10 protein-coding genes and 1 pseudogene are annotated in these 16056 nt (G+C 48.9%); 7 read left to right on the top strand and 4 right to left on the bottom strand.

What is annotated here, in order from left to right:
- Nucleotides 1-56: 56 nt before the first annotated feature.
- From relA to V5J35_RS20675, 3 genes are all read right to left on the bottom strand, one after another.
- On the bottom strand, nucleotides 57-2309 hold the full coding sequence (relA, locus tag V5J35_RS20685) for a GTP diphosphokinase (protein WP_354008949.1): 2253 nt from the start codon (nucleotides 2307-2309) through the stop codon (nucleotides 57-59).
- 91 nt (nucleotides 2310-2400) lie between these two features.
- Nucleotides 2401-3789: a 23S rRNA (uracil(1939)-C(5))-methyltransferase RlmD gene (gene rlmD, locus V5J35_RS20680; protein ID WP_354008948.1), complete on the bottom strand. Its 1389-nt coding sequence runs from the start codon at nucleotides 3787-3789 to the stop codon at nucleotides 2401-2403.
- 180 nt (nucleotides 3790-3969) lie between these two features.
- Nucleotides 3970-5160 (bottom strand): NAD-dependent formate dehydrogenase, encoded by a 1191-nt coding sequence (locus tag V5J35_RS20675; protein WP_354008947.1) that lies wholly within the window; start codon nucleotides 5158-5160, stop codon nucleotides 3970-3972.
- A 180-nt stretch (nucleotides 5161-5340) separates the two neighbouring features.
- On the opposite strand from V5J35_RS20675, the gene cysM reads away from it, so the two are divergent.
- The 4 genes from cysM (at nucleotide 5341) to V5J35_RS20655 (ending at nucleotide 13341) form a co-directional block, all read left to right on the top strand.
- Nucleotides 5341-6219 (top strand): cysteine synthase CysM, encoded by an 879-nt coding sequence (gene cysM, locus V5J35_RS20670; RefSeq protein WP_354008946.1) that lies wholly within the window; start codon nucleotides 5341-5343, stop codon nucleotides 6217-6219.
- Between the two features lie 247 nt (nucleotides 6220-6466).
- The gene (locus tag V5J35_RS20665; RefSeq protein ID WP_354008945.1) at nucleotides 6467-8446 is read left to right on the top strand and encodes a hypothetical protein; all 1980 of its coding nucleotides are present in this window, start codon (nucleotides 6467-6469) and stop codon (nucleotides 8444-8446) included.
- A 388-nt stretch (nucleotides 8447-8834) separates the two neighbouring features.
- The gene (locus tag V5J35_RS20660) at nucleotides 8835-11627 is read left to right on the top strand and encodes a response regulator (RefSeq protein ID WP_354016487.1); all 2793 of its coding nucleotides are present in this window, start codon (nucleotides 8835-8837) and stop codon (nucleotides 11625-11627) included.
- A 289-nt stretch (nucleotides 11628-11916) separates the two neighbouring features.
- Nucleotides 11917-13341 (top strand): hypothetical protein, encoded by a 1425-nt coding sequence (locus tag V5J35_RS20655; RefSeq protein WP_354008943.1) that lies wholly within the window; start codon nucleotides 11917-11919, stop codon nucleotides 13339-13341.
- Nucleotides 13342-13429: 88 nt separating this feature from the next.
- Here the strand turns inward: V5J35_RS20655 and V5J35_RS20650 are convergent.
- Nucleotides 13430-13747 (bottom strand): annotated as a pseudogene (locus tag V5J35_RS20650) (group II intron maturase-specific domain-containing protein); the annotation flags it as partial.
- A gap of 88 nt (nucleotides 13748-13835) precedes the next feature.
- On the opposite strand from V5J35_RS20650, the gene tnpA reads away from it, so the two are divergent.
- The 3 genes from tnpA to tnpC are packed head-to-tail and all read left to right on the top strand — an operon-like array spanning nucleotide 13836 to nucleotide 16038.
- Nucleotides 13836-14135: an IS66 family insertion sequence element accessory protein TnpA gene (gene tnpA, locus V5J35_RS20645; protein ID WP_354007878.1), complete on the top strand. Its 300-nt coding sequence runs from the start codon at nucleotides 13836-13838 to the stop codon at nucleotides 14133-14135.
- Complete coding sequence (gene tnpB, locus V5J35_RS20640; RefSeq protein WP_354008743.1) at nucleotides 14132-14482, top strand: IS66 family insertion sequence element accessory protein TnpB; 351 nt, start codon at nucleotides 14132-14134, stop codon at nucleotides 14480-14482. Before tnpA ends, tnpB begins: the two co-directional genes overlap by 4 nt.
- A 41-nt stretch (nucleotides 14483-14523) precedes the next feature.
- On the top strand, nucleotides 14524-16038 hold the full coding sequence (gene tnpC, locus V5J35_RS20635; protein ID WP_354008744.1) for an IS66 family transposase: 1515 nt from the start codon (nucleotides 14524-14526) through the stop codon (nucleotides 16036-16038).
- Nucleotides 16039-16056 lie beyond the last annotated feature (18 nt).

The raw sequence follows: 16056 nt of genomic DNA, 5'->3' as shown, positions 1-16056 counted from the left end.
ATGGCTTTTTATCTATGACTATTTCCATAAGTTTCTCCCATAAGCAGAGTCTTAATCTACTTACTTCTGGCTTCCTTCCGATGACGAACCGCCTCAATGACATTAGGCAGTTTATCCACCTTTGCCAGTACCACACCCAGCTGCTGCAAGCTGTTAACTTCCAGCAACAGTCGCATGGTCGCAATATTCTCTTCCTTGCTGGTGCGGGTGCTGACTTCGAGAACGTTCACCTTTTCATTCGCCAGTACAACAGTGATATCCCTCAACAACCCTGAACGGTCATAGGCCAAAATCTGCACTTCTACCGGGTAGCCATATTCAGGTGAGTGTCCCCAGTTGACCTCTATCAGGCGCTCCGGTTCCTGATTCTGAAGAATCAGGGCGTTGTTACAGTCCTGTCGATGAATGCTGACACCCCGTCCGGTCGTAATGTAGCCGATAATCGGATCGCCGGGTACTGGCTGGCAACAACCCGCCATCTGCGTTAACAGGTTACCAACGCCATCAATCGTGATGGTGCTGTCTGACGTTTTTTCCTGTCTTGGCTTGGTGCGGATCTCAAAGTCTTTCTCTTCTTCCGGAGACAGCTCACGTTGCGCCAGCGTTGTGATCTGTGCCACACGATAATCGCCGGCACCAATAGCAGCGTACATATCGTCCAGACTCTCGAATGGCGTATTTTTCAACAACGGCTGCAGATCCACACTGGTCAGGGCCAGGCGTTTCAGCTCGGCATCCAGCTGGCTGCGTCCGTCAACCAGGTTGGATTCCCTGTCCTGTTTCTTCAGCCAGCTGGTAATCTTCGCCCGGGCTCGGTTGGTGGTGACATAACCCAGATCCGGGTTCAGCCAGTCACGACTCGGACGGGCGTTGGAAGCCGTGAGGATTTCCACCTGATCACCGGTCTTCAGAGAGTGGTTCAGTGGCACAATACGCCCACCCACCTTGGCACCACGACACTTCAGACCTACTTCAGAATGGATGCGGAAGGCGAAGTCCACCGGGGTCGCCCCCACCGATAAATCAACCACATGACCATTACGGGTAAAGACATAGATACGGTCCGGCTCGATATCGGTGCGCCACTCTTCGGCAATGCCGCTCAGGTCGCCCAGTTCTTCATGCCATTCCATCACCTGACGCAACCACGCCAACTTCTCTTCGTAGCTGTCACTCTTGGCATTAACATCCGTACCCTTGTATTTCCAGTGAGCACACACCCCCAGCTCAGCTTCTTCGTGCATGCTTTCGGTGCGGATCTGAACTTCAAGGGTTTTACCGTTTGGCCCGAATACCGCCGTATGCAGTGAGCGATAGCCATTTTCCTTGGGCGTTGCGATGTAATCGTCAAACTCCTGGGGAATATGGTTGAACAGGGAATGCACCACACCCAGAGCGGCATAACAGTCCCGCACCTGATGGGTAATAATACGGAACGCCCGAATATCGTACAGTTCGCGGAAATCCAGTCCCTTGCGCTTCATTTTGCGCCAGATACTGTAGATATGCTTGGCACGACCATAAATCTCACCGTCAATGTCCGCCTCTTTCATGGCTTCCTGCAACTGTTCGACCACGCTGTCGATATATTGCTGTCGATCCAGACGCTTTTCATCCAGAAGGCGGGCAATCTTCTTGTAATCCTGAGGTTTCAGATAGCGGAAGGAGAGGTCTTCCAGCTCCCATTTGATGTAACCAATCCCCAGACGGTGCGCCAGTGGTGCATAAATCTCGAACACTTCACGGGCAACCCGGCGACGCTTTTCCTTGTCAGCGTCGCGCAGGGCGCGAATAGCGCAGGTACGTTCAGCCAGTTTGATCAGGGCAACGCGGACATCGTCGATAATCGACACCAGCATTTTGCGGACTTTTTCCAGCTGGTCCTGAGACTGGTCCAGTACCTGGGTACGAGCCGGGTTAAGCAATGTGCTGATGGCAGCCATGCCCTGCACCGACTTGATCAGGGCAGCCACGGTAGTACCAAAGGTTTCCTCCACCACCTTCAGTGCCAGCTTACGCTCACGCACAGTCCGGTATAATGCTGCGGCCACCAGACAGTCCGGGTCGACCTTCAACTCGGCCAGAATTTCGATCATTTCAAGGCCAGTGCGATAGCAGCCTGGCCCGGTGGGCCATACGGTATCAGCCTGTAAGCGTGCCTGCTCTTCAGCCGTGCGACTCATTTCGCAGGCTTCACGCAGCCGTGCAATATTGTTGATACCATGAGTATCACCCAGACGCTGCAGCCAGGCGTCCAGATCTACAGAGCCATCGTATCGGGTTGGGTGATCTTCTCTTACCTTGACCATATCAGTCTTTCCATATAAATCCGGTTCGCCGGGTTGTTCTCCGGCGGGCAGTTAACTGCCTACAATTACTCTTTTGTTCTGATGCTGTATCTCAGCTTCTTATAAATAAACCCATGGATTCCACATGGGCCGTCTGCGGGAACATATCCATGACACCCAGTTTTGCCAGTTGAAACCCCTGTTCAGCCAGAGCGCCAGCATCACGTGCCAGAGTGGCTGGGTTGCATGAAATATAGAGTACCCTGTCTGGCAAAGTCTGTGCCATTTGTTCAATAATCTCTATAGCCCCTGTTCTTGGGGGGTCAAGCAACAGTATGTCGTAGTTCCGGTCAAACCACTCGCTGCCCTTTGCCAGTGCAGACAGATCAGCCTGATGGAAATCGCTGTTTTCAATATGATTCAGATTCGAATTATAGCGAGCCCGTTCAACCGCCCCCTCGCTCCCCTCAACGCCCGTAACAGTTTGAACATGACGAGCCAGCGCCAGGGAAAAATTACCTAACCCACAGAACAGGTCGAGCACCCGGTCAGACGCTTTCGGTTGTAACCATTCAACCGCCTGCGCCACCATTTTACGATTGATCGCCCAGTTCACCTGGGTAAAGTCAGTGGGACGAAACTGCAGTTTCAGGTCAAATTCAGGAATCTGGTTGTACAGCCATGCATCATCCCCGGGTTTATAAAGGCATTGAACCTTGTCGGGATCACCCTGCAGATACAGATGCAGCTGTTCCTCCCGGGCAAAAGCCCGGAGTGTTTGGGCATCCTGCTCAGTCAGGGGGCGAATATGGCGGAGCAAAATGGCTCGTCCACTGTCGGCGTCAAACAGTTCAGCATGACTGATCGCCTGATGTTTCTGCAACTGTGGTAACAGTTCGCGCAAACGCCCGGGCAAAGGCTGCAGGGATTCTGCCAGTACCGGACATTCGCTGATGGAGCAGATAGCTTTACTCTGTTTTTCCCGAAACCCCAGAGCCAGACCGTCCTTTTGCCAGCGGATGGACAAACGGGCGCGATGGCGATAGCCATAAGGTTCTGACACCAGGGGCGGGGCTACCTCTGCTGGGGTAAGCGAGGAAAAGCGTCGCAACTGATCCAGCACAATCTCCTGCTTGCCTGCCAGCTGCCCCTTATGAGACCAGTATTGCAGGCTGCAACCACCGCACTGTTTAAAGTGTTTACAAGGTGGCTCAACACGCTCACCGGAGGGTTGAATAATGGTTTGGACACGGCCATTAAGAAAGCGACGACGGTCTTCCAAAATCCTGACTGTGACCGTTTCTCCCGGAAGTGCACCTTCTATAAACAGGGTTTTGCCCTGCTCTTTATTCCGAGCCGTTTTTCCAGCTCCGTGACCAAAAGCCCTGTTAACGGAAGCGGCCTGAGTACGAGCCAGACCGCGGCCATCATGGGAAAGACCTGTCACCAGCACTTCCCCTACATCCTGACGCTTGCCAGAGGAAGCCTGTCGATTACGCATGAAGATAACCTTAAATAAAAATCAAAAGTGGACCTGTCTGGTCAGCATTCAAACTGCCTAGAGTACAAACCCCTATTGTATCGGGAATTGCCATCAAGATCAGTGCATGCGAGGTAAAAATCTTCAAGGAATTGTCATTGAGCCTTTTAGTCAAATACCGCTAACGAGGGTAGTAACAACTCAGTAAGAACTCGCTTCTTCTGAACCTGCTGTTGTATTGCCTTCTGTATAAGCGTGCTTACCGGCACCGGCCAGCACACCATCCTTCACAATGTAATACTCTTCCCTGATCGGCTTCCCGGCAAAAAAACACTCCAGAATCTCCCGGGTTCCCGCTGCATAACGAGCCTGCGCTGACAAGGTTGTACCCGATGTGTGTGGTGTCATTCCATGATGAGGCATACGTCTCCAGATATGATCACCTGGCGCTGGCTGGGGAAACCAGACATCTCCGGCGTAACCACTGAGCTGACCTGATTTCAGGGCATCCGCAACGGCATTTCTATTGCAGATTTTCCCACGTGCCGTATTGACCAGATAAGCACCTTTTTTCATTTTGCTGATCATTTCACTATCAAAAAGATTTTCCGTTTCCGCATGTAACGGGCAGTTTATTGTCACCACATCACATTCTGGCAGCATGGACTCAACGGAGGCGTGATAAGTCAATCCCAGTTCCCGTTCTATGGATTCAGGCAGGCGATGCTTGTCACAGTAATGAAGATGGGTATCGAACGGTTTCATCTTTCTCAGGACCGACAGCCCGATTCTACCGGCAGCGACTGAACCAATATGCATACCTTCAACATCATAAGATCGTTGTACTGCGTCAGCGATGTTCCACCCGCCTGCTTTAGCGATCGCATGTTGAGTATGGTAATCACGAACCAGAGACAGGATCATCATAACTATATGCTCTGAAACGGACACTGAGTTGCAGTAGGTGATTTCAACCACATCAACCCCATTCTTAATAGCAGCCTGTAAGTCAACATGGTCAGAACCAACTCCAGCGGTAATAGCCAGTTTCAACTGCTTCGCCCCTTCAATTCGTTCTTTTGTTAAATAGAATGGCCAGAAAGGCTGTGAAATCACAACATCTGCATCAACCAGCTCTTTTTCCGCAACGGAGTCCAGACCGTCCTTATTGGATGTAACCACCAGCGTATGACCACTCGTTTCAAGAAACCGCCTCAACCCCAACTCTCCTGAAACGGATCCGAGCAACTCTCCGGGGGTAAAGTCTATCGTTTCAGGTGTCGGCAGACGCGACCCGTCCGGATAGCAATGAAGAACAGGCAGTTGCTCAACTGGGTAATGTTGTGGCATTCCGCCAGAAGGGTCATCGTACAAGATAGCCAGAATTTTCATACAACACCTCACAGGGTTAAGTGAACCCTGCCATTATTGTAGGTACCCGTTTGCCTTGCTGTATGACATTTTCCGCTACTTTTTCCAGTACTAAAAAACCATCAGACTATGCGACAGTCGATGACTTATGGGTTATCCTCCCCCAAAAAATTAAGACGACCATCTGTGGAGTAGACCTTTATGGCATACCCGACGATTGAAGCCCTGGTGGGCAATACACCGCTGATTCGCCTGCAGCGAATCGCTGAACCATCATCCAATACCATTCTTCTGAAAATGGAAGGCCAGAACCCAGCCGGGTCGGTTAAGGATCGTCCAGCCCTGTCCATGATCACTGAAGCCGAGTCCAGAGGTGACATTAAGCCGGGTGATACATTGATTGAAGCCACCAGTGGCAACACGGGTATAGCACTGGCGATGGCAGCAGCCATTCGTGGCTATCGCATGGTGCTGATCATGCCTGACAATATGACCGAAGAACGTCGTAAGTCCATGTCAGCCTATGGAGCCGAGCTGATACTGGTGCCTCAGGCGAAAGGTATGGAAGGCGCCAGGGATCTGGCTCTGGAAATGGGGCAGAAGGGAGAGGGCAAAGTACTGAACCAGTTTGCCAATCAGGATAATCCTCTCGCTCATTACCATGGCACCGGCCCTGAAATATGGCAGCAAACTCAAGGCACCATCACTCATTTCGTTAGCGCAATGGGAACCACCGGAACCATTATGGGAACGTCCCGCTATCTCAAAGAACAAAATCCCGGGATTGAAATTGTCGGGCTGCAACCTGCCACGGGAGCCAGTATTCCCGGAATCCGTCGCTGGTCGCCAGAGTATTTACCGGATATTTTCGATGCCAGCCGTGTTGACCGGATTATGGACATCTCCCAGCAGGAAGCAGAACAGACCATGCGGGATCTGGCCAAAAAAGAAGGTATCTTTTGTGGCATCTCATCGGGAGGTGTTGTAGCGGGTACACTTCGCATAGCAGAAGAAGTTGAGGACGCCACCATTGTCTGCATCATCTGCGACCGGGGTGACCGGTATCTGTCATTGCTCTGAAGACGTTGGCAAACCAGTCTAATCGCTCAGCTTTCTGAACAAAAAAACAATATTGTGAGGAACTGAAACCTCCTCAATGACTCTAAGGGGGAATAACTCCGTGGAAGGCAACTTCCAGTAACGTTTTAACAAGGAAATTAAAGCCAGTATGGACGCTGCATCAGGCCCTGTCGCCATAACTCGTGCAATCAACAGCACTAAAATCACCTGGGATGAAGTGATAAGAAACCCCAGGTGCCTGTACAGGATGGTTTCGAAGAAAACGCTTATCTCTCATTTGACCAAGCTACCAGAGTCTGGCTATGTTCTGGAAGCCAGCCTGAGAGACCGGCTTCTGGAGCCTGTCTGGCATCATCTGATCGTCAACCGACAAGCCGTCTGGAGCGATTTTGAGCCCGATGGACCTGAGCTTAATAAGCCAGATGACCCTGATGACCCTGCTCTGGAGCTAAGGGAGCTGATGAAACTTGCTGTATACGATGAGTCTGACAGCAGTATTGCCATTAGCTGCCCAAAAAAAGGTGTGTCAGAGTCTATACGTTGTGGAGACAAAAATGTCATCCTGCCTGACATTGACAAAATACCTGTAAACACGCCATTTGCAATTTACAACAAAAGTAATACAAAAACCTTTGTACTGACTGACAAGCAAAGTTCCGGCTCACTGTCTCTGCCTCTTAAACCCAACCATGGCACGATTACCCAAGTCATAAAAAAAGGGAATTCACTCAAGTGGGAAACGCTGTCGAGTTATGACTCGGAAAGCAGAAACTGTCCTGTCAATCCTATCCTTATTGAGATTCCAACCAAAGAAGAGAAACTTGAGAAGAAAAGACTTAAACTTGCAGGTAAAAGCATCAGGCAGACATACAAAGGTGAGCCGTTTCTTACTACACCCATGATTGAGGATCTGGCAGCAGATGCAACAGGTCTGCCAAAACCCGGTTTCTACAAAAAAAACAAAACGACAGACGACCCATTTAAGAAGTTACTAACCAGCAAAAATGAAAAAACGCTGGATAACGATACAAAGGTAGTTACAGCTAACCTTCTTGTGCAGTCGAGCAGTTGCGAACATATTATCCATCTGAGGTTAATTCGTGATGACAGCAATAACATTTTTATCTACATGCATGAAACGCTGGATCCTGACAACCTGGTCGCTCTCAACATTAGTGATGATGTTATGAATGCTATTGCTGATATTTATAGCAGCTACAATCTTTATTTACTGAAGCCCGGTTTTCCGTTACAAAAAGACTCCAGTGGCTGCTCCCAGTTTGCCCTTGAATCAATAATAGCCTTTCACGAAACGCCAGGTCTGGACGAGTGGATAATTAAAACAGCAAAGGATGCCAATGCACTGGTTCCCAAGATTAAGAAAAAGCGTGGAGAAAAATCAGACCCTGCATCACTGATTAAAGACGACAGGTTTTATATTCCAGCTGACAAGATGGATGTTCAGTTACTAAAAAGTAATCAGAACAAAGCGTTACTTCCTGACAGTTTGGGAGTACCCGAATCGCCTGCGGATAATAAGCCAGAAGTTGAACTGCGCAAAGTGCAAGAAGTGCAAGAAGTGAAAAAAGTGCAAAAGCTCAATGACACTCAGCTGGATACCGAAATTGACAAAGAGACTGGTCAAACCCTTCGACAACATTACCTGAAGCACATCGTCTCTGTACCAGACGAAGATAACCCTGGTAAAACATCAAATGTCAATCTGTTTGCCCTGGGATCGCGATATCAAAATATTTTCAAGTGGAAATATTTACCACGGAAGCAAGCCTGTCCGGAAATCATTAAAAGAAAGGCGGAGCCCATGAACACCGGCAGGAAAACCAAAAAACAAAAGCCCAATCCTTTTAAAGACTCTATACAACATCTTCGTGATACTTTAGCTGTCGGTCCGGAAATCCCTCAGGATAAACTCCTGAAAATGGCTGCCCGGAATATCACAGAAAAAAAAGAGGCGCTGAGTAACCAGGAAAAACAGATAAGCCAGCTTCAAACACAATCAGAAGCTAAAGAAAAAGAATGGCATAAAAAGTTTGATGTCATGGCATTGGATGCCAGCAAAGTGAAACAGCAGTTGAAAGATTTGAATGCCAAAACAGAGCAACAGAAGCAAAAAATTACAAACCTCAACAACAGGGTTGCTGAGTTAACCCGTGAACTTGGTCAAAAAAACGATGCGCTGGCCAAAATACACGAACTGTCCGGTTAGATAACATTGACATCATCTGCGACCGGGGCGACTACTGTCTGTCATTGCTCTGAAGGGACTGATGGGAAAATGCCTCTGAGACGGAGTCCCATTGGCACACTAAACATTTCTGCCACCCCACCTCTCCCTTTCGTCGCTGCCACTCCAGTCCTGCAATCAATAATCAGATTTTCAACCCTGACTTTGCCAAGCCTCTCCGGGTTATCCATGATCAAGTGCAGCTCTGAATGATTGTCACTCACTTACGAGTATCTTCCCGGGCTGGTAATGATGCACTGCCAGCAATACCCGACCATGCCAAAATAGCCCCAACAGCTTTTCAAGCGCCAGTATTAACTTTATTATTCGCCAGAAGAATAATACTTAATAAGCAGGCTATCGCCACTGTATGACTACCCATCCAAAAAACAACACGACACTGGCAGTCAAACAGAGAATTCTTCTGATGGCGCTGCTTCCGGGCATAATCATCTCCCTGATTATGGGTAGCCTATACCTCTGGACACGTTTTTCTGAACTGGAACACCAGCTGCTGGAAAAAGCGCAGAGCAACAGCGCACGTTTATCGACGTTTATTGATTTTGCCCTGACCGAAAGCGACTTGCAGCAGGTACAGGAGCTATCCTCTCTGGCACTGGAAGACCGGGATGTCAGAGCCATCAGTCTGCTGGACGAACATGGACGTGAAATCATTCATGCTGGACCTAAGCTAAGTGTTGCTGAAGACCTGCAAAAATTCCCCACGGTGCAAACACTGGTGTCTGGTGATGAATCGTTACTGATAACATCACCTCTGTATCGTCTCGAAAGCAATAACTCCCGTATTATCGGCTGGCTTCGGGTCGAATATTCCTACGCACCGACCAGCCTGAAAAAATACCGGTCTCTGGTTTTCAGCGCCCTGCTGGTATTGCTTGGGTTAGGAGCAGGCACCCTGTTCTGCCTCAAATTGGGACACTCCATACTGCATCCTCTGGAACAGATGATGAACCGCCTGGCAGCTATCAGCAGTGGCAACATTCATCAACGACTGGACACCACCCCCACCAGCCTGCTGTATGAACTGGAGTCCACCATCAATACTATGCTGGACAGCGTTGAACAGGCCAGCGACGCCATGCGTAAAAGCGTGGAACAGACAACTGAAGAGTTACAGGAAACGCTGGAGACCATTGAAATCCAGAACGTAGAGCTGGACCTTGCCCGGAAAGAAGCCCTGGAGGCCAGTCGCAGCAAAAGTGAATTTCTGGCTAATATGAGCCACGAAATCAGAACACCACTGAACGGCATTATTGGTTATACCAGCCTGATGCTGGAAGGTGAGCTGAAACCCCAGCAGCGGGAATATCTGACCACCATAGAGAAGTCGGCACAGGGACTGATGTCGATGCTGAACGACATTCTGGACTTCTCACGTCTGGAAGCTGGCAAACTGGAACTCGACAACAGTCGTTTAAACCTGCATTCCGTTATTGACGACGTACTATCCATTATGGCTCCTGCCGCCTGTCATAAATCACTGGAGCTGGTCAGTTTTATTTATAACGATACCCCCGCTGACATCATGGGCGACCGACAGCGACTGTCGCAAATCCTGATCAATCTGGTCAGCAATGCCATTAAGTTTACCAATCATGGCAGTGTTGCGGTTCGGGTGATGCTGGAGCATAAGGACGACAATGGTGTTATGACCCTGAAGTTCACAGTGACAGATACCGGTACAGGTATGACTCCAGGGCAGCATTCAAAACTGTTCAAGGCGTTTTCCCAGGCAGACTCCAGCCGCAGCAGAAAAGCCGGTGGAACCGGATTGGGTCTTGCAATCAGTAAAAGTCTGGTGGAACAGATGCACGGAGAAATCGGGCTGGATTCCGATCTGGGCAGAGGCTCCAGTTTCTGGTTTACCATCCGCAGCCATGCCACCGACAATAAAACAGTGAAACCTACTCCCTCCGCGTCAAAACGTTCGGTCCTGCTGTATGAACCCCTGGAGCTGTCCAGACTCACCCATCAGCTTGAGCGCCTGAACTGCGTTGTTGTCCCTCTGGGACACAGGCAGGATGTTGCCAGACACCTGAAGTCGAACCGGTTTGACCTGATCATCCTCAGTCAGGAAGACCGGTCACTGACAACCGTTCTGACAGAAGCCGCCGAACTGTCTCAAAATACACCGGTCATGGTACTGACCACCACCAGTTCAACCGACGAACACCCGAACGTATTGCCTGACAAAGTCAGCACGTTATCCAAACCGGTTGGTCAGCAGCGACTGTTGGATGCCCTGGCGAATATTGATTCAGGCAAAGAGTTCAGGCACAACCTGAACAGGCAGAACACTCCACAGACGAAGCAGTCAATTCTTGTGGTGGACGATAATCCGGTTAATGTAAAGCTACTGAAAACCATGCTGACCAATATGGGTCAATCCGTCAAAACCGCCAACAGTGGCTTTGAGGCCATTGAACTGTGCCAGTCTGCCCTGTTTGACCTGGTTTTGATGGATGTACAGATGCCCGGTATGGACGGTATTGAAACAACACGGCAGATACGGGCGATGGAGCATACCGGCAGTTCTCTGCCTATTATTGCGGTCACTGCTCATGCCCTGCCCGATGAAAAGAAGCTGATTCTGCAAAGTGGTCTGAATGACTATATGACCAAGCCGGTTAATGCACGACAATTAGCTAATATGGTCAGCCACTGGACCAGTCAGCCGGTTCAGAATAATCCCATCTCCGGAGAAAGCCGGCCTGCAGGCAGTCAGGCCAACGGCTCAGCCAGCAGAAACGATCCGGTAGACCGGGAACGAAGCATTCAGCTGGCAGGTGGAAATGAGGCACTGGCCGATGAAATGCTCGACATGCTGGTTAAAGGACTGGACAACGATCTCGAAACACTACAGCGACACGCCCGTCACGACTATCACAAAGGTTTGCTTGAGCGGGTTCACCGGCTGCATGGTTCATGCCGTTACTGTGGTGTGCCAGAACTGGAGGAGAGCTGTTATCAGCTGGAAAGTCTGCTAAAAAAGAATGAGCAAATAGATACTTCAGATATTCAAGGACAACTCAAACGCCTGTTTTCTGCCATTCAGCGCTTACAGCACTGGTATCACAAAAATTCAGATTTAGAAAATAACAATATATATTCCAGTTTACCTTTACAGGCAGTCGATAGTTAGCCCTTGTAATTCATGGCTGTGAGTTACCATAAGCATTCTGTCTAATGCTCTTTTATTCAATGCGTCATCAGACGTTTAAATAGCCTAACAAACAATATCTTATGAAAGATTTGTTTTTTTAAATAAGAATATAAAAACAAAAACCCCTGCTATGCTGGATGTGCTGATCATTGGCAACCAGTTACAAGCCTGGCTTTTAGACTTGGATATTTTGTTCAATTCAGGGAATGAGGATACGCCAACTGTCATCTGGTTGCTCGCTTGATTAACCTTATGAATGGTATTCAATATGTCATTTCGAACATTGACCACCCCACTTCTTGTGTTTTTGTTATTCTTACTGGCTATAAAATCTTACGCAGATACCGATTCGAACAAAATATGTAATGCGTTAGACGACTATACAGAACAACTTTATCTCAGAAGTGCCTGCATCGATTTTCTCCTTCAGAGTGGCTATTCAGACTATGAACCTCACGCAGTACATGAATCTGGTGATTTAAACTATGACGTGAAAGAAATACTCAAAAAGAGTAAAAGCAAGCGTATTGTGATTTTTCTCGCCGAAGCAGCTTATATGTCAGAGGGAGTTATCAATATTGAAGACCTTGACATTGCATTTGTCGGAGTCAAGAACAGCCAGAGCAACAAGTCTCATATTGTTTTGAGCAAGCCACCCTCTCCCACTGCAGACACCATAACACCTGACCAAAAACCCGGTGCTTTTATAAGGTTTAACTCACCCGGCAAACAGCTGATGTTTAAAAACGTCACACTGAGCGACGTCAACACCCATATGAATGTCTCTCCTCCAGATAGCACCAAGCCAACGGTAGATACTGGGTTGATTAACATCACATCAGCTCGTCGTGTGATCATTGATCACACCGAAATTGAATCCCATTACCATAAAGATGGCATTAATCTGGGGTGCGGTGACAGTGGGCTGCTTACTGATTTCAGCCTTACGAATTCCTCCATTAAAATACCGGCAGAAAGCTCTCATGCTATTGACTTCCACTGCAAGAGAAAAGGTTATAACTATAATGTCCAGCTTGCGTTCTCAGGCTTTGGTTTCCACACGGTTCCAAAAGAGCGCCCATCCAAGATAATGACACCCGTTCCTACTGGCTGGGCAAACCACACTATGAGTACTACAAGCAACCCTTTCAGCCTGCCATTCAACGACACTATGATTTATATTAATGTTGAAGGAAGCGTCAAATTCACGAACAGTCCCTGTAACCGCCTGACATATACTGATAAGTTTTTCATTGAACACCAAGTGCCATTTGAACAAACTTTGTTTGTAACAGATGTTAAGAGTTTCGAAGGTCTGTTCGCAATTACAGAAAGAAATTCAAACTATGGCACCTACTTTACCCATGAAAATCATACAAGGATCTTGGATGATACATTCTATCTACAGGAGCAATGCCCTATACTGCTTGACCAGCACAACGCCAAAAAACTTTCAAACTTCCTTCCCAGCAAAGCGCTAATTCAAAGTCGGCTGGGTGGACCAGCGCTTAGTCCAGCTAACACAGATGAAACCGACTGGAAGAGCAAATACGAACAGCAAAAAACTTATACTGGGGCAACCATTGGGACTACAGTAGTTTCTTTTGTGGGAAATATGATTTTAGGGTACCTTGTCTACCGCTACAGAAATTTGGCAAATCCCAATTCTCATGAACCACTAGTTACTGATTAACCCCAGCCTAACGTGAATCGAGTAGGAGGTGAGATTGCTCTCACCATCCTCTCACACCACCGGACAAACGGTTCCGTATCACGGCGGTTCATGTTAAACACTTGAGCCGCTGATTATATTCAACCAGCGATATCAAACCTATTCGATCAAACAATTTCTTGGGCAGCGCCTGATTCATGTGCGGAGCTCCGGCATTCCACCATGCACCCCAACCATTTGTGGCACTTTTCCATGCCCTTTCCTCTCGGATTCCCAGTCGCATCAGTCTTTTGACCCGCGTGTAAGTGCGCTTCCATTGCCGCCAGAGTATCTTGCGCAGGTGACGTCTTATCCAGCCGTCTAACTCTTGCAAAATGCCTTTGACGCCTATGTGCCGAAAGTAGTTCATCCAACCCCTTAGTTTTGGGGCAAGCTCTTTGTAAGCGGTAAATTAACCCCACATTCCAAAGAAAGCCACGCCCCTTAATACTTCAGGTTTTAAAACGGAGAAACTCATGAAACCTGAAGAGCGCAAACAAAACCAGGCACTCTGGCAAGAGCGGATGAACGACTGGCAGCAGTCCGGACTCTCGGCCTCAGGCTGGTGTAAAAAGCACGACATCAAGCAGCACCTGTTTTTTTACTGGAAGCACAAACTGCTCACCAGACCGGATAATAAATTGATCCCTCTGGGCGTTGTTCAGCCAGAACCTTCTGCGCCTTCCCTGGTGATCCTCTATATGGATTCCATACGAATCGAAGCGGCTCCTGAACAGGCAGCAGCCCTGATCAAAGCATTGCAGGCTGCCTCGTGATCCGCCCGGAAGATGAGGTGGCTGTCTATCTCTACGCTGAGCACGTTGATATGCGCAAATCCATCGACGGGCTGGCGGCTTTAGTCGAACAACAAGCCGGACAATCACCATTTAATCAGACGGTCTACGTCTTCTGTAATCGCAAGCGGGACAAGATCAAGCTGTTGTGCTGGGAGCGTAATGGCTTTGTGCTCTGGTATAAGCGACTGGAGAAATTCCGCTTTAAATGGCCGGGGAATGAAGCACCCGAAGCGATCGATGGAGGCCTGCTCAACCAGCTTCTGGATGGTTATGACATTCGCCCCAAAGCACCTCACCCAACACTGGAATATACGACTTTACTCTAACAAGGTGGCAATGACTGCGCCACCGTCTATTCTGAATCGGCATGGAAGCCTGCCCTGTCCCTTTACCCGATAATAACCCCGAGCTGATTGCCTGGGTTCAGTCCATCCTTGCGAAAAATGCATTGCTGGAAGAACGCCTTCGCCTTCTTCTGCATAAACAGTTTGGTGCCTCCAGCGAAAAGACATCACCGGATCAGCAGGAACTGTTCAACGAAGCCGAGCAAGATCAACCGGAACAGCCTGAGCCAGACCCCGAAGAAAGCGTCACGGTTGCAGAACATACTCGCCAGAAGAAAGGTCGAAAACCGCTACCCAAAGATCTGCCAAGAGTCCGGGAAGAGCACGACATCCGTGACGATGAAAAAAACTGCAGCGGCTGCGGTAATCAACTTCATCGTATAGGCGAAGAAGTGACCGAACAGCTGGATATCATTCCGGCCAAAATCCGGGTTATCCAGAATGTGCGGTTCAAGTACGGCTGCAGATGCTGTGAAGAAGGCATTAAAACAGCCAAACTGCCCGCCCAACCGATACCGGGCAGCATAGCTACTCCGGGGCTGTTAGCCTTCATTGCCACCAGTAAATACGTTGACGGATTGCCTTTATACCGTCAGGAGAAATTTATCCTGGCTCGTCTGGGTGTTGATATTGCCCGTGCCACCACCTCACTGTGGATGGTGCGCTGTGGTGATCTGGTGCAACCGTTAATCAACCTGATGCGGGACAAGCTGCTGGAAGCGCCACTGATTCACTGTGACGAAACGGTCACCCAGGTGCTCAACGAGGAAGGCAAGGCTGCCCGAAGTCATTCGTACATGTGGGTTCAGGTGGCTGAACCGGTGAAAAATCAAAAGATCATTCTGTTCGATTACGCGCCCAGCCGCAGCGGTTCAGTACCCATGAAGCTGCTGGATGGCTTCCGGGGCTATCTGCAAACCGATGGTTACGAAGGCTATGCTGCCATAGGTCGCAAAAGCGGGGTAATCAGTCAAGGCTGTTGGGCTCACGCTCGTCGAAAGTTCGATGAAGCCATCAAGGGGCAGAAAGATAAAAACAAAACCGGCAAAAGCCATATGGGGCTGTCTTATATCCGTAAGCTCTATCAAATAGAACATGGGATAAAAGAGAGCCCTCCGGATGAACGAAAAAGGGTACGGCAGGAACAAAGTCTGCCGGTTCTGCAGAAATTACGACAATGGCTGGATAAATCGTTGCCCCAGGTGCCGCCAAAAACCTTGTTGGGCAAGGCCCTTTATTACCTGAATAACCAGTGGGAAAAGCTCATCCGTTATTGCGACGAGGGTTACCTGCGTATGGACAATAATCTGGCCGAAAATGCGATTCGTCCGTTCGTGGTGGGTCGCAAGGCGTGGCTGTTCAGCAACAGTACTGACGGAGCTAAAGCCAGCGCCAATCTTTATAGCCTGGTAGAAACAGCGAAAGCCTGCGGGTTGGAACCCTGCCATTATCTGAAGACCGTCTTCAACGACTTGCCAAGGGCAGAGTCAATTGCCGATATCGAGCAGTTGCTGCCCTGGAATCAGAAGCCAGTTTGAATCAAGGTGTGGTGGAAT

This window comes from Endozoicomonas sp. NE40 (assembly GCF_040549045.1).
In the GTDB taxonomy this organism is placed as follows: domain Bacteria; phylum Pseudomonadota; class Gammaproteobacteria; order Pseudomonadales; family Endozoicomonadaceae; genus Endozoicomonas_A; species Endozoicomonas_A lisbonensis.
The sequence above is the reverse complement of the archived record's forward strand: the minus strand, read 5'-3'. Positions and strand labels throughout refer to the sequence as shown.

Coding starts and splice junctions, on each gene's coding strand:
- relA (WP_354008949.1), bottom strand. CDS start 2,309: ATGGTCAAGGTAAGAGAAGATCACCCAACCCGATACGATGGCTCTGTA.
- rlmD (WP_354008948.1), bottom strand. CDS start 3,789: ATGCGTAATCGACAGGCTTCCTCTGGCAAGCGTCAGGATGTAGGGGAA.
- V5J35_RS20675 (WP_354008947.1), bottom strand. CDS start 5,160: ATGAAAATTCTGGCTATCTTGTACGATGACCCTTCTGGCGGAATGCCA.
- cysM (WP_354008946.1), top strand. CDS start 5,341: ATGGCATACCCGACGATTGAAGCCCTGGTGGGCAATACACCGCTGATT.
- V5J35_RS20665 (WP_354008945.1), top strand. CDS start 6,467: ATGGTTTCGAAGAAAACGCTTATCTCTCATTTGACCAAGCTACCAGAG.
- V5J35_RS20660 (WP_354016487.1), top strand. CDS start 8,835: ATGACTACCCATCCAAAAAACAACACGACACTGGCAGTCAAACAGAGA.
- V5J35_RS20655 (WP_354008943.1), top strand. CDS start 11,917: ATGTCATTTCGAACATTGACCACCCCACTTCTTGTGTTTTTGTTATTC.
- tnpA (WP_354007878.1), top strand. CDS start 13,836: ATGAAACCTGAAGAGCGCAAACAAAACCAGGCACTCTGGCAAGAGCGG.
- tnpC (WP_354008744.1), top strand. CDS start 14,524: ATGGAAGCCTGCCCTGTCCCTTTACCCGATAATAACCCCGAGCTGATT.